The following is a 24,791-nucleotide window of genomic DNA, read 5'->3' as shown; positions in this document are numbered from 1 at the left end:
TCACTCGTCGCCTTCCAGGTCGCCCTCGGTCTCCAGGAACACCTGCCGCAGCGCGGCCAGCGTCTCGGCGTCCGGCTTCTCCCACATGCCCCGGGACTCCGCCTCAAGGAGCCGCTCCGCGATGCCGTGCAGGGCCCAGGGGTTGGCCTCCTTCAGGAAGGCCTGGTTCTCCGGGTCCAGTACGTACGTCTGCGTGAGCTTGTCGTACATCCAGTCGGCGACCACGCCGGTCGTGGCGTCGTAGCCGAAGAGGTAGTCGACGGTGGCCGCCAGCTCGAAGGCGCCCTTGTAGCCGTGGCGCCGCATCGCCTCGATCCAGCGCGGGTTGACCACCCGGGCGCGGAAGACCCGCGAGGTCTCCTCGACGAGGGTGCGGGTACGGACGGTCTCGGGGCGGGTCGAGTCGCCGATGTACGCCTCGGGCGCCGTGCCCTTGAGCGCGCGGACCGTGGCGACCATGCCGCCGTGGTACTGGAAGTAGTCGTCGGAGTCGGCGATGTCGTGCTCGCGGGTGTCCGTGTTCTTCGCGGCCACCGCGATGCGCTTGTAGGCGCTCTCCATCTCGTCGCGGGCCGGACGGCCGTCCAGCTCGCGCCCGTACGCGTAGCCGCCCCACACCGTGTACACCTCGGCGAGGTCGGCGTCCGTACGCCAGTCCTTGGAGTCGATCAGCTGGAGGATGCCCGCGCCGTAGGTGCCCGGCCGGGAGCCGAAGATACGGGTCGTGGCGCGCCGCTCGTCGCCGTGCTCGGCCAGGTCGGCCTGGGTGTGGGCGCGGACGAAGTTCTGCTCGGCCGGCTCGTCGAGCGAGGCCGCCAGGCGTACGGCGTCGTCGAGGAGGCCGATCGTGTGCGGGAACGCGTCCCGGAAGAAGCCCGAGATGCGCAGGGTCACGTCGATGCGGGGGCGGCCCAGCTCGGCGAGCGGGATCGGCTCCAGGCCGTTCACCCGGCGCGAGGCGTCGTCCCAGCGCGGGCGGATGCCGAGCAGCGCCAGGGCCTCGGCGACGTCGTCACCGGCCGTGCGCATCGCGCTGGTGCCCCACAGGGACAGGCCCACCGACGTCGGCCACTCGCCGTTGTCGGTGCGGTAGCGCTCCAGGAGCGACTCGGCGAGCGCCTGCCCGGTCTCCCAGGCGAGCCGGGACGGCACCGCCTTCGGGTCGACCGAGTAGAAGTTGCGGCCGGTGGGGAGCACGTTGACCAGGCCCCGCAGCGGGGAGCCGGACGGGCCGGCCGGGACGAAGCCGCCGTTCAACGCGTGGACCGCGTGGGTGAGTTCGTCGGTGGTGGCGGCGAGCCGGGGGACGACCTGCTCGGCGGCGAACCGCAGCACGGCGGCCACGTCCGGGCCGTGGCCCTCGGCGACGGCCGGCACGGCCTCGACCGCCCAGCCGGCGGCCTCCATCGCCTCCACCAGCACGCGCGCCTTCGCCTCCGCCTCGTCGGCGGTGGTGCGGGTGGCGGCCGACTCGTCCAGGCCGAGGGCCTCCCGCAGGCCGGGCAGGGCCTGCGTGCCGCCCCAGATCTGGCGGGCGCGCAGGATCGACAGGACCAGGTTGACCCGCTCGGGGCCGGTCGGGGCGCCGCCGAGGACATGCAGGCCGTCGCGGATCTGCGCGTCCTTGACCTCGCACAGCCAGCCGTCGACGTGCAGCAGGAAGTCGTCGAAGCCGTCGTCGTCGGGGCGGTCGTCCATCCCCAGGTCGTGGTCGAGCTTGGCGGCCTGGATCAGGGTCCAGATCTGGGCCCGGATCGCGGGCAGCTTCGCCGGGTCCATCGAGGAGATCTGGGCGTACTCGTCCAGGAGCTGTTCCAGGCGTGCAATGTCACCGTAGGAGTCGGCGCGCGCCATCGGCGGGACGAGGTGGTCGACCAGGGTGGCGTGGACCCGGCGCTTGGCCTGGGTGCCCTCGCCCGGGTCGTTGACCAGGAACGGGTAGATCAGCGGCAGGTCGCCGAGGGCCGCGTCCGGGCCGCAGGCGGCGGACAGGCCGGCGTTCTTGCCGGGCAGCCACTCAAGGTTGCCGTGCTTGCCGAGGTGGACCATCGCGTCCGCGCCGAAACCGCCGTCGGCGGCGGAGGCCGCGATCCAGCGGTAGGCGGCGAGGTAGTGGTGGGACGGCGGCAGATCGGGGTCGTGGTAGATCGCGATCGGGTTCTCGCCGAAGCCGCGCGGCGGCTGGATCAGGACGAGCAGGTTCCCGCGGCGCAGCGCCGCGAGGACGATGTCGCCCTCCGGGTTGCGCGAGCGGTCCAGGAACATCTCGCCGGGCGGCGGGCCCCAGTGCTCCTCGACCTGTTCCCTGAGCTCCGCCGGCAGGGTGGCGTACCACCGCTTGTAGTCGGCGGCCGGGATCCGGACCGGGTTCTTCGCCAGCTGCTCCTCGGTGAGCCAGTCCTGGTCGTGGCCGCCGGCCTCGATCAGGGCGTAGATCAGCTCGTCGCCGTCGCCGGAGACCAGGCCGGGGATGTCCTCGACCGGGCCGAAGTCGTAGCCCTCCTCACGGAGCCTGCGCAGGAGAGCCACGGCGGAGGCGGGGGTGTCGAGGCCGACGGCGTTGCCGATGCGGGAGTGCTTGGTGGGGTACGCGGACAGGACCAGCGCGAGGCGCTTGTCGGCGTTGGGGATGTGGCGCAGCTTGGCGTGGCGCACGGCGATCCCGGCGACGCGGGCGGCGCGCTCGGGGTCGGCGACGTACGCGGGCAGGCCGTCCTCGTCGATCTCCTTGAAGGAGAACGGGACGGTGATCAGCCGGCCGTCGAACTCGGGGACGGCGACCTGGCTTGCGGCGTCCAGCGGGGACAGGCCCTCGTCGCTCTCCTCCCAGGCGCTGCGCGGGCCGGTGAGGCAGAGCGCCTGCAGGATCGGCACGTCCAGGGCGGCGAGCGCCCCCGCGTCCCAGGCCTCCTCGTCGCCGCCGGCCTGCGCCTCGGCGGGCTTGGTGCCGCCGGCGGCGAGGACGGTGGTGACGATCGCGTCGGCGCCGCGCAGCTGGTCGAGGAGTTCGGGCTCGGGGGCGCGCAGCGACGCCACGTACAGCGGCAGGGCGCGGGCGCCGGCGTCCTCGACGGCGTCGCAGAGGGAGCCGACGAAGGCGGTGTTGCCGCTCATGTGGTGGGCGCGGTAGTAGAGCACGGCGATCAGCGGGCCGTCGTCGTTCTTCGCCGTGCGCTCCAGGGGGCCCCAGGTGGGGGCGGGGGCCGGGGGTTCGAAGCCGTGGCCGGTGAGCAGGACGGTGTCGGAGAGGAAGCGGGCGAGCTGCTCCAGGTTGGCCGGGCCGCCGTGCGCGAGATAGGCGTGGGCCTCGGTGGCGACGCCGATGGGAACGGTGGAGGCGGCCATCAGCTGGGCGTCGGGGGCCTGTTCGCCGGTGAGGACGACGACGGGCCGCGTCTGCTCCTCGGCGAGGAGCACGTCCAGCCCCTCCTGCCAGGCCCGCAGCCCGCCCAGGAGCCGTACGACGACGAGATCGGCACCCTCCAGCAGCCCGGGCAGGTCGTCCAGCGGCAGCCGGGAGGGGTTGGCAAACCGGTAGGCGACGGGCCCGTCGGCCGCGCGGGCGCTCAGCAGGTCGGTGTCGGAGGTCGACAGCAGCAGGATCATGCGCGTGCGGGCCTTCCTCGGGGTGTCCGCGCCCCGGGTGGTCTGGTGGACGGCGGGAGTTCCTGACTCACCGGCTCGTCTCCTACCCCGGCTCACAGTGGCGGGACCGCGCCGGATTCTCACCGGGCTTCCTCCCTAGGGCCTGGGACCCTGTGCCGTTCTGCATAGTAAGTCGTGTCCGCCCAGTGCAGCACAGCAGCCCGGGAAGAGCAGTCGACAACGAGAGACCGCGGCTTTTCACATCAATACGAGCCACGTGCGACCACTCGACTACTCGTTCGAGTGAAGCAGGGGGATTCATCGGACGTTGCTCCCGCGGGGGAGGCATGGTCGGCAGCGATTCATAGGGCTTGAGGAAGACGAGGCGGCAAATGGCAGGTGCAGCGCGCGAGAGGAAGAGCGAACTGCGCCCGATCGCGGCCTGCTTCACCGTCGCCGCGCCTGTGGGCGCCCGCATCCGGGACCGGTTACATCTGACCGAGGCCGACAGCGAAGTCTTTACCGCTGTCGGCAGGCACAACGGGCACCACCAGCGTGTTGATCTCGCTGCGCGTATCGCCCTGGGGAATGTGCGGGCGAAGGACACCCGGCGCGCCGGACGGAAGAAGAAGCTGACGGCGGTGTCATCCTCCCGCTGGGCCGGGGCGATGACCAGGGCGAGTGAGGACCAGTACCAACTCTCCCTGCGGTGCCTGTACAGCGAGCGCACATCCTTGCGTCGCGCCATCGAGATCATTGGCAAGCGCCTTGCGGTCCCGTGCGGTCGACGCAAGGGCAAGACGCGGGGCCAAGGCTTGGTCGTCATCGCAGTCGATCCCGCCTATACGTCCCGCTGGGGCGCTCAGCACTGGCGAGCCCCCCTCCAGCAGCAGACCAGAACCACCGTCACAGGGCACCACGGTGCCGCTGTGGCGATCGGCAGGCGCGGCCTGGGATACCGAATCCGGCGTCGGCCAGGTGTGACCTCCGCTCACCAGAGGATGAGCACGAGGAGAGCTACCGGCCAGACCGGACTCCTTCCCGGGCCACGCGGGACCGTGAGCCCACCCAGGACAGCGGGCACGCCTGACGAAGGCGAGAAGACCCGACCGTGCCGAGGTGACCAACTCGCGCTGTTCCCAGCCCCTCAAGACCGTTCGGAGGAGCACCGGCTCAGGCCGGTTCATGACGATTTGACCACCCCTGGCCAGCGTCAAGAGGAACGGTATGCTCGCCGCCATGTCGCCCACCCCACCTACCCTGCCCGACCAGGGCGAACCTCTTATACGGGACCGCGGTGACGCCTGCCCCGGGGCGCTCCGGCTGCACCCCGCCGACGACGGCCGTCTGGCCCGACTGCGCCTCCCCGCAGGCTTGTTGACGGCACCCCAGGTGGCGGTGCTGGCCACCGCGGCCGAGGATCTGGGCGACGGGCGCGTCAGCGTCACCTCCCGGGGGAACGTGGAGCTGCGCGGCCTCGGTGAGGACTGCGGGGCGCGGCTGGCCGGGCTGCTCGGGGGCGCGGGGCTGTTGCCGTCCGAGACCCATGAGCGGGTACGGAACATCGTGGCCTCCCCGGCCGCCGGTCTGGACGGACTCGGCCACGGCGACGTGCAGTTGTGGGCGCGCGAGCTCGACGCGCTGCTGTGCGGGCGGCCGTGGGCGGCGGCGCTTTCCGGTCGTTTTCTGTTCGTCCTGGACGACGGGCGCGGGGATGTGGCCGGGCTCGGCGGGGATGTGACCTTGATCGCAGCACCGTCACATGTGACCTTGCGCGTCGGCGCCCGCTCCTTCCGGCTCCCGGACCCCAAGGCCGCTCCGCGTGCCGCGCTCGCCGCCGCCGAGGCCTTCCTCGCGGCGGCCACGGCGTCCGGCACCGGCGCGTGGCGCGTGCGGGAGCTGCCCGAAGGCCACGAGCCCGATGTGGCCGGGTGTCTGGAGCGGGCCGGGATCGCCGCGCGGAGCGAGACGGAGGCCGGTCCGGTCGCCGCGAGCCCCGAGAAGCGGCAAGGTGCGCACGGCGGCCCGCCCCGGCCCGGGCTGCTCGGCGCCGGCTCCCTGTACGTACTCGCGCCCCTCGGCCGCTTCCGGGCCGCCCAGCTGCGCGCCCTGCGGCCCCCCGAGCAGGGCGAGGTGCGGCTGACGCCCTGGCGTGGGGCCGTCGTGAGCGGGTTCGCGGACCGGGCCGAGGCCGAGGCGCGGCTGGCGGAGCTGGCGGACGCCGGGCTGATCACCGCGCCCGACGCGCCCTGGGCCGGCGTCGGCGCCTGCACCGGGCGGCCCGGGTGCGCCAAGTCCCTGGCCGACGTCCGCGCCGACGCCACCCCCGGGCCGGTCGGGGCGTCCGCCCTGCCGGTCCACTTCTCCGGATGCGCCCGCCGCTGCGGGCATCCCCACGGCGACTGGGTGGACGTCGTCGCCACCGCCGACGGGCAGTACACGGTGAACGGCGCCCCCACCCCCCGTACCGCACTCGCCGCCGCCGTCACCCAGGCCCGTACCCGCACCCCCGTACCCCCCGTACCCGAGATGAGCGAGAACTGAAGGTGTTCGACTACGAGAAGGACGGCGCGGAGATCTACCGCCAGTCCTTTGCCACCATCCGCGCCGAGGCGGATCTCGCGGGCCTGCCGGCCGACGTCAGTCAGGTCGTCGTCCGGATGATCCACGCCTGCGGCATGACCGACCTCGTCCGCGATCTCGCCTACAGCCCGCGGGTCGTGGCCGACGCCCGCGCGGCGCTGCGGGCCGGGGCGCCCATCCTGTGCGACGCGCAGATGGTCGCCAGCGGCGTCACCCGTAAGCGGCTCCCGGCCGGCAACGACGTGATCTGCACGCTCTCCGACCCGTCCGTCCCGGCGCTCGCCGCCGAGCTGGGGACCACGCGCAGCGCGGCCGCCCTGGAGCTGTGGCGTGACCGCCTCGACGGTGCCGTGGTCGCCATCGGCAACGCCCCCACCGCGCTCTTCCGGCTCCTGGAGATGATCGAGCAGGGCGCGCCGCGCCCGGCGGCCGTCCTTGGCATACCGGTCGGCTTCATCGGCGCGGCCGAGTCCAAGGACGCGCTGGCCGCGCATGTCTCGGGCGTCGAGCACCTGGTCGTACGGGGACGGCGCGGCGGCAGCGCGATGGCCGCGGCCGCGATCAACGCGATCGCTCACGAGGCGGAGATCCAGGCATGAGCGGGAAGCTGTACGGCGTGGGGCTCGGCCCCGGGGACCCGGAGCTGATGACGCTGGCGGCGGTGCGGGCCATCGAGTCGGCCGACGTCGTCGCCTACCACTCGGCCCGCCACGGCCGGTCCATCGCCCGCTCCATCGCCGCCGGGCACATCCGTGAGGACCACATCGAGGAGCGGCTGATGTATCCGCTCACGGTGGAGACGACGGACCATCCCGGTGGCTACCGCGGCGCGCTCGACGACTTCTACGAGGAGGCCGCGGCGCGGCTGGCGAAGCATCTGGACGCCGGGCGCACGGTCGCCGTCCTCGCCGAGGGCGACCCGCTCTTCTACGGCTCGTACCAGCACATGCACAAGCGCCTTGCCGACCGTTACGACACGGAGGTCATCCCGGGTGTCACCTCGGTCAGCGCGGCGGCGGCCCGGCTCGGGGAGCCGCTGTGCGAGGCCGAGGAGGTCCTGACGATCATCCCCGGCACGCTGCCGGAGGACGAGCTGACGGCACGGCTGGCCGCCACCGACTCGGCGGTCGTGATGAAGCTGGGGCGGACGTTCCCGACGGTGCGGCGTGCGCTGGAGCGGGCGGGGCGGCTGGAGGACGCGCGGTACGTGGAGCGCGCGTTCATGGCGGGCGAGCGTACGGAGCCGCTGGCCTCGGTCGACGCGGACAGCGTGCCGTACTTCTCGGTGGCGGTCCTGCCGTCCCGGATCGACGAGGCGGCGCCCGAGGCGCGGCCGCGGGGCGAGGTCGTGGTGGTCGGCACGGGTCCGGCCGGCGCGCCGTGGCTGACGCCCGAGTCGCGCGGTGCCCTCGCCAACGCCGACGACCTCGTCGGCTACACCACCTACCTCGACCGGGTGCCGGTCCGGCCCGGTCAGCGGCGCCACGGCTCCGACAACAAGGTCGAGTCCGAGCGTGCCGAGTTCGCCCTCGACCTGGCCCGCAGGGGGCGCCGGGTCGCGGTGGTCTCCGGCGGCGACCCCGGCGTCTTCGCGATGGCGACGGCGGTGCTCGAAGTGGCGTGCGAGCCGCGGTACACGGACGTGCCGGTGCGCGTCCTGCCCGGAGTGACAGCCGCGAACGCGGCGGCCGCCAAGGCCGGGGCGCCGCTCGGCCACGACTACGCGACGATCTCGCTCTCCGACCGGCTCAAGCCGTGGGACGTGATCGCCGAGCGGCTGCGGGCGGCGGCCGCGGCGGACCTGGTCCTCGCGCTGTACAACCCGGGCTCCCGCTCCCGTACGCACCAGGTCGCGGCCGCCCGCGAGCTGCTCCTCGAACACCGCTCGCCGCAGACGCCGGTGGTCGTCGCCCGGGACGTGGGCGGGCCGCAGGAGTCGGTACGGGTGGTGAGCCTGGGCGAGCTGGACCCGGCCGAGGTCGACATGCGCACGCTGCTGCTGATCGGGTCCTCGCAGACCCGGGCGGTCACGCGCGGCGCGGGCGCGGCGGGCGGGACGGGTTCGACCATCGCCTGGACACCGCGGCGGTATCCCGAGACGCCGTAGAGGTCCTGGACCTCGTGGCGCTGTAGCGCGATTCACGCCCGTCGGCGGCGTGCTCCCTGAAAGGACGGAGCACGCCGCCGACGGGCGTGTGCGCGTCTCGTCAGCGCGTCACTTCAGGAGGGGGAGGTTGATGCCGAGGAGTTCCTCGACGGCGCCCAGGGGGAGGAGATCGAGGAGACCGCCGAGGTCGAGAAGACCGCCGAGGTCGGGGAGGTCGATGAGGTCTGACTTCGTGGCGTCGTCGGTGGCGGTGGTGGTGTCGGTGGCGGTGGTGGCGTCGGCGGCGGTGGTGGTGGTGTCGGCGGTGGTGGTGTCGGGGGTGGTGGCGAGGTCCTGGTCGGTCTCGTCGGCGGGGTCGTCGGTGAGCTCCGGCAGCAGGTCGGCGGGCACCTCGGTCGGGGCGAGCTTCTGCATGTCCGTGACGAGCTTGTCGACGGCGGTCTGGATGCCGGTGAGGTCGCCGGGGCCGCCGGTGGGGTTCGCCAGGATGGCGTCGACGTACTTGTCGATGCTCGCGTCCAGCGCGGCGAGATCGGCGTCGAGGTCGTCGTCGAGGTCTCTCGACGAGGTCGCGGGCCGCTCCGGCGCGGTGGCGGCGGTGGCCGGCCCGGCGAGTCCGAGTACCAGCGCGCCCCCGCAGAGGGCGAGCGCCGCGGACGTGGTGACGGTCTGGAAGTTACGCATGCGCGCTCCCTTGGATCCCCCCTGGTGATCGCTTGCCTTCACCGTCGGGCGCGCGTCGGTCCCCCGCAAACGATCGGGGCCCTCCCGCCCTCGCGCCACCCCCTCTGACCTGGGGTGTTGCGTCACGGTGGCACCGGTGGCCGTTCATCCGAACGGGTAACGGAACGGGTACGGAGAGGTACGGAGAGGAGCTGCAGGGAGCCACCGCCATTGAGACGCGTCACAGATCGCCCGATAGGGGTTGCCCTTATTACCGGCGGGTAGCATTATCGGAGAAGTCTTAGCTACTTGCTGGTATGTGTACGAGGTCCCTGCCTCCCCGATCCTTACGGAGCCATCGCCATGGGGCACTACAAGTCGAATCTCCGCGACATCGAGTTCAACCTCTTCGAGGTACTCGGGCGGGACAAGGTGTATGGCACCGGTCCGTTCGAGGAGATGGACGTCGAGACCGCCAAGAGCGTCCTCGATGAGCTCACCCGCCTCGCCGAGAACGAGCTCGCCGAGTCCTTCGCCGACGCGGACCGCAACCCCCCGGTCTTCGACCCGGAGACGAACACCGCCCCCGTACCGGCCAGCTTCAAGAAGTCCTACAAGGCCTTCATGGACTCCGAGTACTGGCGTCTCGGTCTGCCCGAGGAGATCGGCGGCACCACCTCGCCCCGCTCCCTGATCTGGGCGTACGCGGAGCTGATCCTCGGTGCGAACCCGGCCGTGTGGATGTACTCCTCCGGCCCGGCCTTCGCCGGCATCCTCTTCAACGAGGGCAACGAGGCGCAGAAGAAGGTCGCGCAGATCGCCGTGGAGAAGCAGTGGGGCTCCACGATGGTCCTGACCGAGCCGGACGCCGGCTCGGACGTCGGCGCCGGCCGCACCAAGGCGATCCAGCAGGAGGACGGCTCCTGGCACATCGAGGGTGTGAAGCGCTTCATCACCTCCGGTGAGCACGACATGGAGGAGAACATCCTCCACTACGTCCTCGCCCGCCCCGAGGGTGCCGGTCCGGGCACCAAGGGTCTGTCGCTCTTCCTCGTGCCGAAGTACCTCTTCGACTGGGAGACCGGCGAGCTGGGCGAGCGCAACGGCGTCTACGCCACCAACGTCGAGCACAAGATGGGCCTCAAGGCCTCCAACACGTGCGAGATGACCTTCGGCGACAAGCACCCCGCCAAGGGCTGGCTGATCGGCGACAAGCACGACGGCATCCGCCAGATGTTCCTCATCATCGAGTTCGCCCGCATGATGGTCGGCACGAAGGCGATCTCCACCCTCTCGACGGGCTACCTCAACGCCCTCGAGTACGCCAAGGAGCGCGTCCAGGGCACCGACCTGGCGAACTTCATGGACAAGTCCGCGCCGAAGGTCACCATCACGCACCACCCCGACGTGCGCCGCTCGCTGATGACGCAGAAGGCGTACGCCGAGGGCATGCGCGCCCTGGTCCTCCACACGGCCGCCGTGCAGGACGAGATCCAGATCAAGGAGGCCGCGGGCGAGGACGCGAAGGCGCTGCACGGCCTGAACGACCTGCTGCTCCCGATCGTGAAGGGCTACGGCTCCGAGAAGGGCTACGAGCAGCTCGCGCAGTCGCTCCAGACCTTCGGTGGCTCCGGCTTCCTGCAGGAGTACCCGATCGAGCAGTACATCCGGGACGCCAAGATCGACACCCTCTACGAGGGCACGACGGCCATCCAGGGCCAGGACTTCTTCTTCCGCAAGATCGTCCGCGACCAGGGCGCGTCCCTGAACGCCCTGGCCGAGGAGATCAAGAAGTTCCTCGCGGTCGGCACCGGCGGCGAGGAGCTGGCCGGCGCCCGCGACGCGCTCGCCAAGGCGGCCGTGGACCTGGAGGCGATCGTCGGCGCGATGCTGACCGACCTCACCGCCACCGGCGAGGACGTCAAGAACATCTACAAGGTCGGTCTCAACACCACCCGCCTGCTGATGGCGTCCGGTGACGTCGTCGTCGGCTACCTCCTGCTGCGCGGCGCCGCCGTGGCCGCCGAGAAGCTGCCGACCGCGTCCGCCAAGGACAAGGCCTTCTACACCGGCAAGATCGCGGCCGCGAAGTTCTTCGCCGCCAACGTGCTGCCCGGCGTCTCGACCGAGCGTGCGCTCGCCGAGGCCGTCGACGGTTCGATCATGGACCTCGACGAGGCCGCGTTCTGACGAACCGCTGCCCTTCGGTACGGCCCGCTCCCGGTACGCCGGGGGCGGGCCGTTCCCGTAGGTCCCGGCGCGGGCCCGTACTCGTACGTCACCGCGCCGGGCAGAGGAAGAAGTGGGTCACCCGGCAGGTGTCCGTGGGCGAGGCGCCGCGCAGATTGACGGCCGTGCCGTCCCCCGCGATGTACCAGCGCTCACCTCGCGGCACCCCGGCGACCGGCCGCTCGCCCGGCTCTATCGCCACCCACCGGCCGCTGACCGTGCGATGCCACAACGCCCGGGCCCCGCAACGCCGGCAGGTCATCGGGGAGCCGGCCCGCTGCGAGGGCACCGAGACGCGCAGCGCCGCCGTGGTCACCGGCAGGATGTCACCGAGCCGCACGGGATCGCGCTCCCGGCCGCCGGTGGCGGCCGTCGTGCACGTCGGGCACAGGACCATCCTCAACTGCCCGTTCCACTCGGCGGCGGGAGCGTCGCAGGCGGCGCAGGCAGGGGCTGTCGCGGTCTTCACCAGGGCACCTCCGGTCACGATCGGTCGACTTCCCCGATACTGACAGGCACCACTGACAACGGCCCCTGGCCAGCGCGAACCAGGCGAGCAGCCCCGGCCGCCCGCCGTTCCGCGCAGTGCTCCGCGCAGTGATCGGAGTCATCCTCCGCCGTCGGTGGCCGCCCGTAAGGTGAACCCATGAGCAGCGAACCCGCCCGCTTCGACCGCGGCCACACCGACGACCTGATGACCTTCCTCGCGGCCTCCCCGTCGCCGTACCACGCGGTGGCGAACGCCGGAGAGCGGCTGGAGAAGGCCGGCTTCCGGCAGGTCGAGGAGACCGCCGCCTGGGACGGGACCAGCGGCGGCAAGTTCGTGATCCGCGGCGGCGCGATCATCGCCTGGTACGTGCCGGAGGGCGCGTCCGCGCACACCCCGTTCCGGATCGTCGGCGCCCACACCGACTCCCCCAACCTGCGCGTCAAGCCGCAGCCCGACATGGGCACGCAGGGCTGGCGCCAGGTCGCCGTGGAGCTGTACGGCGGCACGCTGCTCAACACCTGGCTCGACCGCGACCTGGGGCTCGCCGGCCGGCTCACCCTGCGCGACGGGAGCCACCGGCTGGTGAACGTGGACCGTCCCGTGCTGCGCGTACCGCAGCTCGCCATCCACCTCGACCGTCAGGTCAACGACGGTCTGAAGCTGGACCGTCAGCGCCACATGCAGCCCATCTGGGGCCTGGGCGACGTCCACGAGGGCGACCTGATCTCGTTCGTCGCCGACGAGGCCGGTGTGGACGCCGAGGACGTGGCGGGCTGGGACCTGATGGTGCACGCCGTCGAGCCGCCGACCTACCTCGGCCGCGACCGCGAACTGGTCGCCGGGCCGCGGATGGACAACCTGATCTCGGTCCACGCGGGCGTGGCCGCCCTCGCCGCGGTGGCCGCCCGCCCGGACCTGGACTTCATCCCCGTCCTCGCCGCCTTCGACCACGAGGAGAACGGCTCCGAGTCGGACACCGGCGCCCAGGGCCCGCTGCTCGGCACGGTCCTGGAACGGTCCGTCTTCGCGCGCGGCGGCGGCTACGAGGACAAGGCACGCGCCTTCGCCGGCACCATCTGCCTCTCCTCCGACACCGGTCACGCCGTGCACCCGAACTACGCGGAGCGCCACGACCCGACGCACCACCCGCGCGCCAACGGCGGCCCGATCCTCAAGGTGAACGTCAACCAGCGGTACGCCACCGACGGCAGCGGCCGGGCCGTGTTCGCCGCCGCCTGCGAGAAGGCGGGCGTGCCGTGGCAGACGTTCGTCTCCAACAACGAGATGCCGTGCGGCACGACGATCGGCCCGATCACCGCGGCCCGGCACGGCATCGCGACGGTCGACATCGGCGTCGCGATCCTCTCCATGCACAGCGCCCGTGAACTGTGCGGCGCGGACGACCCGTTCCTGCTGGCGAACGCCCTGGTGGCGTTCCTGGAGGGCTGAGAGCGGGGAGCCGAGGCGTGTAGCGGACGGCCGCCCGGGTAGCCGAAGGTTCTACCCAACCAGCCGACAAGGAGGCGGGTTTCATGGGCCTGGGCGGCTGCATCATCCTCATCGCGGTGGGGGCCATCCTCACCTTCGCCACCGACTGGAAGATCGACAGCGTCAATCTCGACCTCGTAGGTCTGATCCTGATGGCGGTCGGTCTGATCGGGGTCGCGACGTTCACCAGCATCGCCCGGCGCCGGCGGGCGGTCGTCCCGCCGGTCGCGCCGACCGTCGTCGACCCACACGAGGAACGGCGCTACTAAGACCCGGGGCCAGGACCCGGGGCGAAACATCTGCGAAAGCCGACGCCTGAAACGCTGCTGACCATGGTTCTGTTGGGACAGCAGACGGCTCTCGTGCGGCACTCCGGGCCGTCACGGAAAGCGCTCTTCACCTGGATCGCCGTCGCCGCGGCCCTCTGCACGGCCGTGGGCGCCGCGATCGCCTGGCGGTACAACGACCGGCCCCCGTGGGGCAGCGAGATCGCCTATGAGGCCGGCTACCTCCAGGCGACCAGGATCCGGCAGACCGACGTCAAGGGAGACAGGGTGCCGGAACTGCTCGGCGGCGGCTGCGTACAGATGGAGTTCTACGGAGTGGGCGGCCAGAAGGCCACCCACGACCCGCAGGCGTGGGTGGCCGGCTGCCTGGACGGGGCGGCCGGCCGTCCGTCCCGCCACCAGGGCCTCGCGTACTAGACCGCAGACACCTGGGCATCGGGGGCGTCGAGCCCGGCCAGGATCAACGGAAGCCGGTCCGCGCCCTGTTCGGTGACCTTCACCGGAACACCCCAGTCCTGCTGGTGGACATGGCAGGCGGGGTACTCGTTGGCGGGGTCGTCGTCGCAGGACGCGGCCATCGCCGAGACGTGCAGGACCCCTTCGGTGACCTCGGGGTTCAGCGTCAGCTCGCGGAAGAGGTCCGTCCCGGTGCCCTCGCCTCCGGCGAGCAGCTCGGGCGGCGTCGAGGAGACGAGGAGCCGGGTCGAGGGCCCGTACCGCTCGTCCAGCTTCTGCCCGGTCGGCGCCTGGAAGACGACGTCGAGCCGCAGCCGGCCGGGGGCGACCTCGGTCGCCTCGCGCCGGGTGCGGTGGGCGACGGCCTCCACCGTGACCGCCTCCTCGGGCAGCCGCAGCCGGGTCAGCCGGTGCCGGGCGGACTCGACGACGACGATGTCCTCGCCGACGAGGACCGCGTCGCTGGGCTCCCGCAGATCGGTGGCGAGGGTGGAGACCTCGCCGGTGGCCGGGTCGAAGCGGCGCAGGGCGTGGTTGTACGTGTCGCAGACGGCGACGGAACCGTCCGGCAGGGCGGTGACGCCGAGCGGGTGCTGGAGAAGGGCCTGTCCGGCGGCGCCGTCGCGGTGCCCGAAGTCGAACAGTCCGGTGCCGACGGCGGTGTGCACGGATCCGTCCGGCTCGATCCAGCGCAGCGCGCTCGTCTCCGAATCGGCGACCCACAGGCGGTCCTCGGTCGCGGCGAGCCCGGACGGCTGCGCGAACCAGGCCTCGTCGGCGGGCCCGTCGACGAGCCCTTCGTTGGTGGTGCCGGCGGCGACCTCGACGGTGCCGGTCAGGGGGTCGTACGTCCACAGCTGGTGCACGCCCGCCATGGCGACCCACACCTTGCCCTGCCACCAGGCGACGTCCCACGGCGACGACAGAGCGACCTCCAGGGCGGGTCCGGAGGTGGGCGAGCCCTGCCACCACTGCCGCCCGGTCCCGGCGATCAGTTCGATCGCGCCGGTGGCGGGGTCGAAGGTGCGCAGCGCGTGATGGACGGTGTCGGCGACGACCACCTTCCCGTCGGGCAGCAGGGCGAGTCCCTGCGGCTCGCGGAACTCCCCGTCCCCGATGCGCCGTACGACGCTCTCGCCGTCGGGGGCGAGCTCGACGAGCTGGTGGCGCGTGGTGTCGGAGACGAGGAAGTTGCCGTTGCCGAGGACAACGGCCTTCCCGGGGAACCGCAGATCGCTCGCGACGGGCTCCGGCGGCACGTACGGCCCGTCCCCGCGCCGCAGCGTCCCCTTCGCCTCGTGCTCGGCCTCCAGCTCGGCGACCAGCGTCGCCAGGGCTCCGGCGTGCCCCTCCCCGGCGTGCTGCGCGACGACGTACCCCTCGGGGTCGATCACGACCAGCGTCGGCCAGGCCCGTACGGCGTACTGCTTCCAGGTGGCCAGCTCGGGATCGTCGAGGACGGGGTGGTGTACCTCGTACCGCTCGACGGCGTCGACGACGGCCTGATGCTCGGCCTCGTGCACGAACTTCGGCGAGTGCACCCCGATGACGACGAGGGTGTCGCGGTGCTTCTCCTCCAGCTCGCGCAGCTCGTCGAGGACGTGCAGGCAGTTGATGCAGCAGAACGTCCAAAAATCGAGGATCAATGTGCGCCCTCGGAAGTCGGCGAGCTTCAGGTCCTTCCCGCCGGTGTTGATCCAGCCGCCCTTGCCGACCAGCTCGGGGGCACGGACACGGGCACGCTTGCGGGGTGCGGGCGCAGGGGTGGGCGCCGGGGCAGCATCGTTCATGTTTCAAGCTTGCCATTGGCCCATGAACACCAGATCACGGCCGTACGACGCCGTTGTCCCGCGCAGCTATGGGATCCGCTCCACGGCGACCTCCGAGAATTCTCGGAGGTAGGTCATATGCCCGGTCCGGCCAGTGTGCTGTATGCACATGTCGGTGCACACGTCCGCGTTCCCGGTCGGTTCGGAGGTCCACCGGCAGTCCGGGTTCAGACACCGCGCGGTTGCCGTGGTCTCGGCCGATGGGTGGCGGCGCATGACATAGCTCACGTACCGCAGCACGGCTTTCACGCTCACGTCGACTCCCCGGGATGCGGGTGATTCCGGAGCTCCACGTTGCAGTCACTGACCACGGAGCCGTCGCCTTCGAGGCGGGCCTCTCGACGCTGCGCGGCCAGGGCGGCGCAGACTCCACAGCCGGCTGCCGGTACGGGCTCCGGATCCGTTCGCAGCGGCAGCTCTACCGGCGGCTGCGCATAGGTGATCGGCTTCACGGCCCGATCTCGTGTCGTCCGCATGGTGACCACGCTAGGAACGCCGAGGTCGCACTTCCCATGAGATTGCATGAGGTTGCACGGCTATCACCGCAGGCTCGGAATGACGCTCGCGATCAGCGCTCGGGCCTTCACTCCGTAGACCGCCATGTCAGCCAGCTCCCTGAACGTATCCGCGTAAGCGGCAACCTCACTGGGCTGGGTCAGCGTGAGGTAGCCCGAGACCAGCTCGACGTTGACCTGTCCGGCGTCGAAGATCCAGAACCCTTCCACCGGCATCCGGGAGCGTTCGGTTCGTGTGGGGACCACGCCCAGGCTGACGCTGGGCAAAGAGCCGACCCTGAGGAGGTGGCGGAGCTGTTCCTCCTGCACCTCCGCCCCTCCGAGCCCGTTCCGCAAGACCGACTCCTCAACCAAGAACGCGAACCGCCGGTCACCCTTATAGAGCACGCGCTGACGCTCCATGCGGACGGCAACCGCATCGGCAACGTCGTCCACTTCAACCCGTCTGCGCTGGACCGCGCGCAAGACGGCTTCCGTGTAGCCGTAGGTCTGGATCAGGCCCGGAACGAACCACGAGGAATACGCGCGGAACCGGCGGGTTCGCTCGAAGAGCGGGAGACGGGCTTCCTGGGCCTGCTTGAGGCCGGCGCGCTCCATTCGCCGCCACCCGACCCACATGCCTTCGGCGGTACGCAGCGAGGCCAACAGGTCTTCCGTCTGATCTTCCGAGCCACACGCCCGGCACCACGCCCGGATGTCATCAGCGGACGGAGGCGTACGGGCGTTCATGATCCGTGACGACTTGGATGGATGCCAGGAGCACAAACGGGCGATGTCCCGTCCGGTCAGACCGGCATCCCGGCACAGCTCAGCGAGTCGATTCGCCAGAGCCTGCCGGGCCTGCTGTGCGCTTGATGAGGGTGAGACGGCCATGGTGGGTGACAGCTCAGCGCGGTCGGTACTCCTCGTGTGGAACGGCCCGTTGCCAAGCTGCCTCGAAGGCGTCGGCGCACAGCCTCACCCGCTCGGGATCGTCCGCGTACTCCCGCCCGTCCTGGTCGAGCTGCCCGTTCCCGGTGAAGTGGTGGAAGAGCGCCTGCGCGCCGTCGAACAACCAGAAGTCGGTGCCCGGCAAGGCCAAGTCCGTGGTCTGCCGCCGGGGCAGCCACCGGACCAGCTCACCCGCCGCGATGTTCGTGAAAGTGCAGTCGTACTCGTACCGCACGTAGTCGCTGATCGGCTCCGACACAATCCGGACCCGACGGACCACGACCCCGCGGGCCGTCGCCTCCTTCACCGCGTCGTGCCAGCCGCCCCACCACGAAGACTGGTCAGCGGGGTCGAGGCGCTTCCCCTGCTGCCACGCGACGAACTCGGGGTCATCGAGCATGTAGCTGTCACGCAACTCAAGGTGCACCGCCGAGTGCTGTGCTCGTGCCAATGCATGACGGGCGGGTGGCTGCACGGCCTGCCTCTCAGTTGTCGTCCGGGCGCGGGATGTACTTCAGCATCACTGCGGGCAGCCGGATGATCGTCTCGTGGTCCGGAACGTCCGTGGAGTGGCCCGGGATCGAACCGATCTCCTGGCACGCCTTCACCTCGTCCTCGGTCGCCTTGTACGACTGAATCAGAAGGTCGCCGGTCTCCTCGTGGAGCCAGATCGTCGGAGACTCGTCAGTCGGCGTGTTCGGGATGATGCCGAGGAACTTTAGGGTCATGGTCGCTCCCGCCTCGAGTGGTTGCACCAGCGTGCACGAGCCTCACCCCTGCGGCTGAGCCGCGCAAGAGGGCCTCCAGACACGTCCGTTGGGGTGCCAGCGAAGGGACGAGAGTCCCCGAGCCCGCCGCCTCGATCCGGAGTGACGAGTGCGGAGGCTCGCGGTGTTGCCCTGCCCTCCGGGCGGCATCATGGGGCGTTCGGCGCGCTTTGCAGGGCGTTAATTCTGTCGCTCTCGCGCCTGCGGCGGTCAATATCCGCTGGTCAGGGCGATGACGAGCCCGAAAAACGGCGTCGCACCCAGCGTGCGCGTTTCGAGCTGGGGCCGGGGTCGGGATGGTGACCACAGCGCAACTTCGCGCCGACCCTCCGAGTGACGAAGTGACGGAATGACGTTTTGTTCTATTCCATCTATAGAGACTCAGAACATCTCTTAAAGAGGTAATGGGAATCGACCGTCATTCCGTCACTTCGTCACCCGTTGACTCCACCCCAGCCTCGTCTCTGGTCGCCCAGACGATCTGGCAGCGCTCGTCACCGTTGAACCTCACGCCGACCCGGCCTCGCTGGACTGCCACGCGATCGATTGCGAGGCCAAGGCGTTCACGCCTTCCGGCTGCGTCGTCGGCTTCCCAAGCTTCACGCAGCAGGTTCGCATCCAGGAGCGGAGAGATGTCAACGGAAGGGGTCGGCATCCGGAGTAGGTCCGCGCGCAGCCCCTCGATCCGGGTACGGAGTCGTCCGGCGAGCCGGTTGTACCGGTCTATCGCGTCTGCGCCGGTGAATTCGCCACGGACGTACCTGGCCTCCTCCAGGTCAGCCAGACGGGCCCCCTCGTCCGCGATCTCCGCCTCGATCGCGTCCCGCTTCGCGAAAACCTCTGGGTCCTCCCTCTGTACCCAGCGATCGGCGATCACGGCGAGCAGCGGGTCCTGGGGCTCCAGGGACGGCAGGCGTGAGAGAAACGCCCGGGTCACGTAGTCGTCGATGCTCTCCACCCGAGCCGATACGCCCGAGCATCCTCGCCCCATCCGGTGGCTGGAGCACTGGTACGACGTGCCGGCCTTGCTCATCCGGGCCCCACAGAGCCCACAACGCGCTATGCCAGTGAGCAGTGACTTGCCCTGCTTGTGGCCGTGCCGCTTCCCCGCCAGAGGAAACGTGCGCGCTTCGAGCTGGCGGAGGATGATCTCACGCTCCCCGACCGTGATGATCCCCTCGCCAATACTCACGGTTTCGAGCGTCTCCGGGTCTCGGTAAGGAGAGACCCGGTTCATGTACTTGCGTGTCCCGTCCGGCTGCTCCTCGTACTCGGTCTGCGGCATGAGACCGGCGAAGGCCGGTGAGCGAAGGAGTTGCATGACGCTGGACGAGTTCCACTCGCCTCCACGGGCGGACTCCACCCCGTGCTCGTTCAGCAGCCGGGCGATGTGGACGAGGGCCTTCCCGGACAGCGCCTCGTCGGCGATCAGGCGGGCGTAGACGGCGGTCTCGGGGTCATGGACGAGCTTCTTCGCCTCCGGGTCCACCAGCAGCCCGTAAGGGGGCTGTCCGCCGATCCACTGGCCCCGCTGGCGTAGGTACCGCTTGGCGTTGCCGACGCGCATCCCAAGGTTGCGGGACTCGTTGCGCGCGAGTTCCGCCAGCATCGTGATGGTGACCCGGGCGCTGTCGTTCTTCGTGTCGAGGCCGTCCATGACGGAGACCAGCCGTCCGCCGACCCGCCCTATGTCGTCCAGCGCCTTGCCGACCTCGCCGATGCCCTTGCGAGACAGGCGGTCGAGCTTCCAGACAATCAGAACGCCCACGACGCCGGCCGTGGCTGCTGTGATCGCCGCATCGAACCCTTTGCGGCTGACGTTCTTGTAACCGGAACGTCCACGGTCGATGTGGACCTTGCGGACGGTCAGTCCGTTGCGCTCCGCCCATGCGCGGCAGTCGGCTTCCTGGCGGTCGATCGCTGTCTTGCCCTCCCGGTCCAGCGACAGGCGCAAGTACAGGTCAGCAGTGGCGTGTTGGTGCACCTTCCCAACGCTAGCGAGAAGTGCTCACATTGGTTCAGGAAATCCAAAAATCCACAACAACGCACTTACCTCGCAGGTCGGCGAGGGTGAGCTCTTTGCCGCCGGTGTTCAGCCATCCACCCTTGCCGATCAGCTCGGGGGCACGGACACGGGCACGTCGGCGGGGCGCGGGCGCGGGGGTGGGCGCCGGGGCAGCATCGTTCATCCTTCAAGCTTGCCATCCGCGGCCTTCACGGCCTGGTCGAGGGCGCCCGCCAGGTCCTGCCACAGGTCCTCGACGTGTTCGATGCCGGTCGAGAGGCGTACCGTCCCCGGGCCGATGCCCGCCGCCGTCAGGGTGGCCTCGTCCATCTGGCGGTGCGAGGTGCTCGCGGGGTGCATCACGAAGGTCTTCACGTCGCCGAGGGACGGGCTGAGCGAGGCGAGCCGTACGGCCTCCACGAAGGCGCGGCCCGCCGCGCGGCCGCCCGCCAGGTCGAAGGAGATCACACCGCCGCCCGCGCGCAGCAGGCGTCGCGCGGTGTCGTGGTCCGGGTGGCCGGCCAGGAAGGGGTACCGGACGGCCGCGACGGCCGGGTGGGTGGCGAGGCGTTCGGCGAGGGTCAGGGCGTTCGCGCACTGGCGCTCGACGCGCAGCGCCAGGGTCTGCATGCCGCGCAGGGTCAGCCAGGCCGCGAACGGGTCCGTGGTGGCGCCCTGTTCGACGGCGTAGTGCCAGATCCGGCGGTGCAGTTCCGCGTCGCGGAAGACGGCGACGCCGCCGAGGACATCGGCGTGGCCCGCGAGGTACTTGGTCGCCGAGTGGATGACGACGTCGGCGCCGTGATCCAGCGGCCGGCACAGCAGCGGCGAGGCGAAGGTGTTGTCGACGACGCTCGGTACGCCCGCGGCGCGGGCCTCGGCGATCAGCGCGGGCAGGTCCGCGACCTGGGTGGTGGGGTTGGCGACGGTCTCCAGGTAGAGCAGCGCCGTGGTGGGGCGCAGAGCCTGGCGCACCTCCTCGGGGTCGTTCCCGGAGACGTACGTGACCTCGACGCCCCAGCGGGCGGCCAGGTCGGTCAGGACGGCGTAGGTGCCGCCGTAGAGGCAGCGCTGGGCGACGACGTGGCCGCCGGTGGAGACCAGGCCGAGCAGTACGGCGTTGATGGCGCCCATGCCGGAGGCGAAGGAGACCCCGGCCACGCCGCCCTCCAGGCGGGTGACGGCCTCTTCCAGGGCCCGTACGGTCGGGTTGCCGAGGCGGCTGTACAGGAACGCCCCGCCGCCCTCGAAGGCCTCGGCCATCGTGTCGGCCTCCTCGAAGGCGAACACGTGCCCCTGGTGCAGAGGGACCCCGAGCGGCCGGCTTCCCTCGGGGATCCGCACCTGCGGCGGGTGGACGGCGAGCGTCTCGGTACGCGGAGACGACAGAGGCGACTGGGGCGACTGCGACGGCTGGTTCGGCTCGTGGAGGCTCATGGACGCAAGTCCGGGGAGAAAGGACTTGCCTCCACAGGCCCAATCCCAGCAGATTGGTCTGCCCATGGAACCAATCGACGATCTCGTCGGCCGTCTCGGCCGTTGGTCGGCGGGCCGCGGCCCGCTCTTCCTGCTGCTCGCCACCCGCCTGCGGCAGCTGATCGACGACGGCGTACTGCCGCCCGGCACGCTCCTGCCGCCCGACCGGCGCCTGGCCGCCGCGCTCGCCGTCGGCCGTACGACCGTGGTCGCCGCCTACGACACCCTCCGCCAGGAGGGCCGGGTCGTACGCCGCCAGGGCAGCGGCACCCGTGTCGCGCCCGCCGTCCCCACCCCGGGACCCCGGGTCGCCGAGACCTCCAACCCGCTCTTCCTCCACCTGCTCGACGCCCCGGACGACGTCATCCTGCTGAGCTGCGCCGCACCCCTGAGGCCGCCGCCCGAGCTCACGCGCGCGTACGCCACGATGACGCTGCCCGCCGAGGACCTCGGCTACCACCCGGCGGGCCTGAGCGCGCTGCGCACCGCGATCGCCGGCCGGTACCGCGCCCAGGGCATCACGACCGCGCCGGAGCAGATCCTTGTGACCACCGGCGCCCAGCAGGCGCTGTCGCTGCTGACCAGGCTCCTGGTCGCGCCGGGCGACGGGGTGCTCCTGGAGGCGCCCACCTACCCCGGCGCGCTGGACCTCTTCCGGGAGTCGTCGGCGGACCTCCTGCCCGTGGCCGTCGGGCCGGACGGCCTGGACGTCGACGCCGCACTGCGGCTCATGGAGCGGCACAGGCCGGTACTGGCGTACGTCGTCTCCTGCTACCAGAACCCGACCGGTGCGGTGCTCCCCCCGCTCAAGGGCCGCCGCCTGGTCGAACGGGCGGCCACGCTGGGCGTACCGCTCATCGACGACGAGGTCCTCGCCGATCTCACCCTCCCTGGCGGGGACGGGCCCGCGCCGTCGCCACTGGCCGCGTACGAGGACGGCGGCGGGGAAGGGGGCGTGATCGGTGTCGGGTCGCTCAGCAAGGTCGTCTGGGGCGGGCTGCGCATCGGCTGGATCCGCGGCCCGCAGGCGCTGATCGCCCGGCTGGCCCGACTGAAGGCCGTCCACGACCTCGGCAGCGACGTGCCCGCGCAGCTGGCGGCGGTACGGCTGCTGGCGGACTTCGCGCCGGTCCGCGCCGCGCGGACGCGTGAGCTGCGCACCGGCCACGACCATCTGCGGGCCGAGCTCGGCCGGCTACTGCCGTCGTGGACCTGCCCGCCGGCCGCCGGGGGCCAGACCCTGTGGGTACGGCTCCCCTACGGCGACGGGGTCTCCTTCGCGCAGGTCGCGCTGCGCCACGGGGTGGCGGTCCTGCCGGGCCGGACCATGGACGCGCTCGGCGGCAGCGGCTCGTACCTGCGGCTGCACTTCCTGCTGGACCGCGAGACCCTGACGGAGGCGGTACACCGGCTCGCCCGCGCCTGGGAGGAGTACGAGCCGCACCCGGCGGGCCCGCAGGCGCCGGCGCAGGCGGCGGTCCCGGCGATCGTGGTGTGAGGGCAGCCGTCATCTGTCGGCTGTCAGCTGTCAGCTGTCAGCTGCCACCTGTCATCGGTCAGCCGTCAGCGGGGTGCGCGGCGGGGCCAGCCCCAGGAGGCGGTCCTTCAGCGCCGGGAACTGATCCCGGGTCACCGCCACCTTCTCCGGGTCCAGTTCGACCCGCAGGATCTCCTCCTCGGCGCCCGCCTCCGCCAGCACCTCGCCCCACGGGTCGACGACGATGCTGTGGCCGGCCTGTTCGACGTCCGCGTGGGTGCCGGCCGTCCCGCAGGCCAGCATGTAGGCCTGGTTCTCCACGGCACGCGCGCGTGCCAGCAGCGTCCAGTGGGCGCGGCGGCGCTCGGGCCAGCCCGCCGGGACGACGAAGGCCTGGGCGCCCGCGTCCACCAGGCCCCGGAATAGCTCGGGGAAGCGCAGGTCGTAGCAGGTGCCGAGGCCGAGGGTGAGGCCCGGGAGGCGTACGGTCGCCAGCTCCTGGCCCGGGGCCATCATCACGGCCTCGCCCTTGTCGAAGCCGAAGCGGTGAATCTTGCGGTAGGCGCTGACGAGTTCACCGGCGGGGGAGAAGACGAGGGAGGTGTTGTAGAGCGGACCGTCCGGGTCGCGTTCCACGATCGAGCCGGCGTGCAGCCAGATTCCGGCGTCGCGCGCGGCCTTGGACATCACGGCATGGGTGGGGCCCTCCAGCGGCTCGGCCTCGTCGGCGAAGGACTCGTACGCGAACGCTCCCACGGGCCACAGCTCCGGCAGGACGACCAGGTCGGCGTCCCGTTCCGCCCGGACCAGCGCGGCCACCCGCTCTCGGCGGTCGGCGACCGTTTCGTCAGGGTCTACAGCGATCTGGAGCAACGAGGCGCGCACACTACCACCGTCCTGGCATTCGAGCCGTCAACACGGCCTACGATCGTCACACGAAAGCACTGCCGGGGTGCCTTCGGGCAGCGTAACTTAGCGTCCGAGCCTCCCACGCCGTCTTGTTTTCAGCCCGCGCACCGCAGAACCGCCGAGGGGTCCCGTGACCGTCCATCCCAGCCTTCAGACCTACGCCGACGCCTGGACCCACTCCATCGAAGCGATAGCCGAGCTGGTTCAGCCGCTCGTGGAGGGCGAGTGGAATCGTGCCACGCCGTGCCCGGGCTGGTCGGTGCGGGACATCGTGTCGCACGTCATCGGCATGGAGTGCGAGATGCTGGGCGACCCACGGCCGATCCACACCCTTCCCCGCGACCTCTACCACGTGCGCAGTGAGTTCGCGCGCTACATGGAGATGCAGGTCGATGTGCGGCGGCACCACACCGCTCCGGAGATGACCTCCGAGCTGGAGTACGTCCTCATCCGGCGGGCCCGTCAGCTACGCAACGAGAACCGGCAGCCCGACCACATGGTCCGCGCGCCCCTGGGTGCCGAGCAGACCCTCGAAGTCGCCTACCGCATGCGGGCCTTCGACGTGTGGGTGCACGAGCAGGACCTGCGGACGACCCTCGGCAAGCCGGGCAATCTCGACTCCCCCGGCGCGCTGGTGGCCCGGGACAACCTGCTCGCCGTGCTGCCCCGGGTGGTCGCCAAGGACGCGGGCGCGCCGCCGAATTCCGCGATCGTCTTCGATGTGCACGGGCCGGTGGAGTTTCTCCGTACGGTACGGGTCGACGCGGAGGGCCGGGGCTCGGTCGACGGGGCGCCGTCGCTCGGGCCGGCGGCGACGCTGGCCCTGGACTGGGAGACGTACGTGCGCCTGGCGTGCGGCCGGGTGAAGCCGGCGGCGGTCGCCGACCGGATCAAGGTCGAGGGGGACGCCGATCTGGCCTGGGCGATCCTCGACAACTTCGCGGTCACGCCGTGAGGCACCGTCCCCCTGTGACGCCCTGACAGCCGGGTCCCCG

Annotated in this window: 21 protein-coding genes and 1 riboswitch; of the genes, 9 read left to right on the top strand and 12 right to left on the bottom strand. The window is 71.2% G+C overall.

Translation table 11 applies throughout. The annotated features are described in order from the left end of the window. Complete coding sequence (gene cobN / locus ACZ7LT_RS15970; RefSeq protein ID WP_471236636.1) at positions 1–3,606, bottom strand: cobaltochelatase subunit CobN; 3,606 nt, start codon at positions 3,604–3,606, stop codon at positions 1–3. A gap of 34 nt (positions 3,607–3,640) precedes the next feature. Next, positions 3,641–3,781, bottom strand: a riboswitch (cobalamin riboswitch). A 1,043-nt stretch (positions 3,782–4,824) separates the two neighbouring features. Between cobN and ACZ7LT_RS15965 the strand changes: the two genes are divergently transcribed. Genes ACZ7LT_RS15965 through ACZ7LT_RS15955 form a run of 3 tightly spaced genes read left to right on the top strand, consistent with a single transcriptional unit; the run spans position 4,825 to position 8,275 of the window. Then, the gene (locus ACZ7LT_RS15965; RefSeq protein ID WP_471236635.1) at positions 4,825–6,129 is read left to right on the top strand and encodes a cobalamin biosynthesis protein CobG; all 1,305 of its coding nucleotides are present in this window, start codon (positions 4,825–4,827) and stop codon (positions 6,127–6,129) included. A 2-nt stretch (positions 6,130–6,131) separates the two neighbouring features. Next, positions 6,132–6,767 (top strand): precorrin-8X methylmutase, encoded by a 636-nt coding sequence (locus ACZ7LT_RS15960; RefSeq protein WP_471236634.1) that lies wholly within the window; start codon positions 6,132–6,134, stop codon positions 6,765–6,767. Next, entirely contained in the window at positions 6,764–8,275 is a 1,512-nt protein-coding gene (locus ACZ7LT_RS15955; protein WP_471236633.1) for a precorrin-2 C(20)-methyltransferase, read from the top strand. Before ACZ7LT_RS15960 ends, ACZ7LT_RS15955 begins: the two co-directional genes overlap by 4 nt. A gap of 108 nt (positions 8,276–8,383) precedes the next feature. Here the strand turns inward: ACZ7LT_RS15955 and ACZ7LT_RS15950 are convergent, their stop codons facing one another. After that, the gene (locus ACZ7LT_RS15950; protein ID WP_471236632.1) at positions 8,384–8,959 is read right to left on the bottom strand and encodes a hypothetical protein; all 576 of its coding nucleotides are present in this window, start codon (positions 8,957–8,959) and stop codon (positions 8,384–8,386) included. Between the two features lie 342 nt (positions 8,960–9,301). Between ACZ7LT_RS15950 and ACZ7LT_RS15945 the strand changes: the two genes are divergently transcribed. After that, the gene (locus ACZ7LT_RS15945; protein ID WP_471236631.1) at positions 9,302–11,128 is read left to right on the top strand and encodes an acyl-CoA dehydrogenase; all 1,827 of its coding nucleotides are present in this window, start codon (positions 9,302–9,304) and stop codon (positions 11,126–11,128) included. An 88-nt stretch (positions 11,129–11,216) separates the two neighbouring features. Here the strand turns inward: ACZ7LT_RS15945 and ACZ7LT_RS15940 are convergent, their stop codons facing one another. Then, on the bottom strand, positions 11,217–11,636 hold the full coding sequence (locus ACZ7LT_RS15940; RefSeq protein ID WP_471236630.1) for a DUF6083 domain-containing protein: 420 nt from the start codon (positions 11,634–11,636) through the stop codon (positions 11,217–11,219). A 177-nt stretch (positions 11,637–11,813) separates the two neighbouring features. Here ACZ7LT_RS15940 and ACZ7LT_RS15935 point away from each other — a divergent pair, with 177 nt between their 5' ends. The 3 genes from ACZ7LT_RS15935 (at position 11,814) to ACZ7LT_RS15925 (ending at position 13,849) form a co-directional block, all read left to right on the top strand. Continuing rightward, on the top strand, positions 11,814–13,106 hold the full coding sequence (locus tag ACZ7LT_RS15935) for a M18 family aminopeptidase (protein WP_471236628.1): 1,293 nt from the start codon (positions 11,814–11,816) through the stop codon (positions 13,104–13,106). An 83-nt stretch (positions 13,107–13,189) separates the two neighbouring features. Continuing rightward, the gene (locus tag ACZ7LT_RS15930) at positions 13,190–13,414 is read left to right on the top strand and encodes a DUF6458 family protein (protein WP_019887960.1); all 225 of its coding nucleotides are present in this window, start codon (positions 13,190–13,192) and stop codon (positions 13,412–13,414) included. A gap of 63 nt (positions 13,415–13,477) precedes the next feature. After that, entirely contained in the window at positions 13,478–13,849 is a 372-nt protein-coding gene (locus tag ACZ7LT_RS15925) for a hypothetical protein (protein ID WP_471236627.1), read from the top strand. On the opposite strand, the gene ACZ7LT_RS15920 is transcribed toward ACZ7LT_RS15925, so the two are convergent. The 8 genes from ACZ7LT_RS15920 to ACZ7LT_RS15885 all read right to left on the bottom strand — a co-directional run bounded on the left by ACZ7LT_RS15920 (position 13,846) and on the right by ACZ7LT_RS15885 (position 21,371). Continuing rightward, positions 13,846–15,678, bottom strand: coding sequence for a thioredoxin-like domain-containing protein (locus tag ACZ7LT_RS15920; RefSeq protein ID WP_471236626.1), 1,833 nt, complete (start codon positions 15,676–15,678; stop codon positions 13,846–13,848). The two genes, ACZ7LT_RS15925 and ACZ7LT_RS15920, sit on opposite strands and share 4 nt — an antisense overlap. 66 nt (positions 15,679–15,744) lie before the next feature. Continuing rightward, complete coding sequence (locus tag ACZ7LT_RS15915; protein WP_471236979.1) at positions 15,745–15,957, bottom strand: DUF7848 domain-containing protein; 213 nt, start codon at positions 15,955–15,957, stop codon at positions 15,745–15,747. Positions 15,958–15,968: 11 nt separating this feature from the next. Beyond that, positions 15,969–16,193: a hypothetical protein gene (locus ACZ7LT_RS15910; RefSeq protein WP_398680325.1), complete on the bottom strand. Its 225-nt coding sequence runs from the start codon at positions 16,191–16,193 to the stop codon at positions 15,969–15,971. A gap of 63 nt (positions 16,194–16,256) precedes the next feature. Continuing rightward, a complete protein-coding gene (locus ACZ7LT_RS15905; protein WP_471236625.1) occupies positions 16,257–17,105 on the bottom strand; it encodes a helix-turn-helix domain-containing protein in 849 nt (282 codons plus the stop codon). Positions 17,106–17,118: 13 nt separating this feature from the next. After that, positions 17,119–17,637 carry a DUF6879 family protein gene (locus ACZ7LT_RS15900; protein ID WP_471236624.1) on the bottom strand — a complete coding sequence of 173 codons (519 nt, stop codon included), beginning with the start codon at positions 17,635–17,637 and terminating at the stop codon, positions 17,119–17,121. A 10-nt stretch (positions 17,638–17,647) separates the two neighbouring features. Beyond that, on the bottom strand, positions 17,648–17,890 hold the full coding sequence (locus tag ACZ7LT_RS15895; protein WP_037920596.1) for a hypothetical protein: 243 nt from the start codon (positions 17,888–17,890) through the stop codon (positions 17,648–17,650). 457 nt (positions 17,891–18,347) lie between these two features. Further along, positions 18,348–19,913 carry a recombinase family protein gene (locus ACZ7LT_RS15890; protein WP_471236623.1) on the bottom strand — a complete coding sequence of 522 codons (1,566 nt, stop codon included), beginning with the start codon at positions 19,911–19,913 and terminating at the stop codon, positions 18,348–18,350. Between the two features lie 201 nt (positions 19,914–20,114). After that, entirely contained in the window at positions 20,115–21,371 is a 1,257-nt protein-coding gene (locus tag ACZ7LT_RS15885) for a trans-sulfuration enzyme family protein (RefSeq protein WP_471236622.1), read from the bottom strand. 64 nt (positions 21,372–21,435) lie between these two features. On the opposite strand from ACZ7LT_RS15885, the gene ACZ7LT_RS15880 reads away from it, so the two are divergent. Continuing rightward, a complete protein-coding gene (locus ACZ7LT_RS15880; RefSeq protein ID WP_471236621.1) occupies positions 21,436–22,908 on the top strand; it encodes an aminotransferase-like domain-containing protein in 1,473 nt (490 codons plus the stop codon). 51 nt (positions 22,909–22,959) lie between these two features. Here the strand turns inward: ACZ7LT_RS15880 and ACZ7LT_RS15875 are convergent, their stop codons facing one another. Beyond that, the gene (locus ACZ7LT_RS15875) at positions 22,960–23,772 is read right to left on the bottom strand and encodes a carbon-nitrogen family hydrolase (RefSeq protein WP_471236620.1); all 813 of its coding nucleotides are present in this window, start codon (positions 23,770–23,772) and stop codon (positions 22,960–22,962) included. Between the two features lie 154 nt (positions 23,773–23,926). Here ACZ7LT_RS15875 and ACZ7LT_RS15870 point away from each other — a divergent pair, with 154 nt between their 5' ends. After that, on the top strand, positions 23,927–24,751 hold the full coding sequence (locus ACZ7LT_RS15870) for a maleylpyruvate isomerase family mycothiol-dependent enzyme (RefSeq protein WP_471236619.1): 825 nt from the start codon (positions 23,927–23,929) through the stop codon (positions 24,749–24,751). The last annotated feature ends 40 nt before the right edge of the window (positions 24,752–24,791 follow it).

It is taken from the genome of Streptomyces sp. NPDC039465, from assembly GCF_055639315.1.
This window is presented reverse-complemented; position numbering and strand designations above follow the sequence as displayed.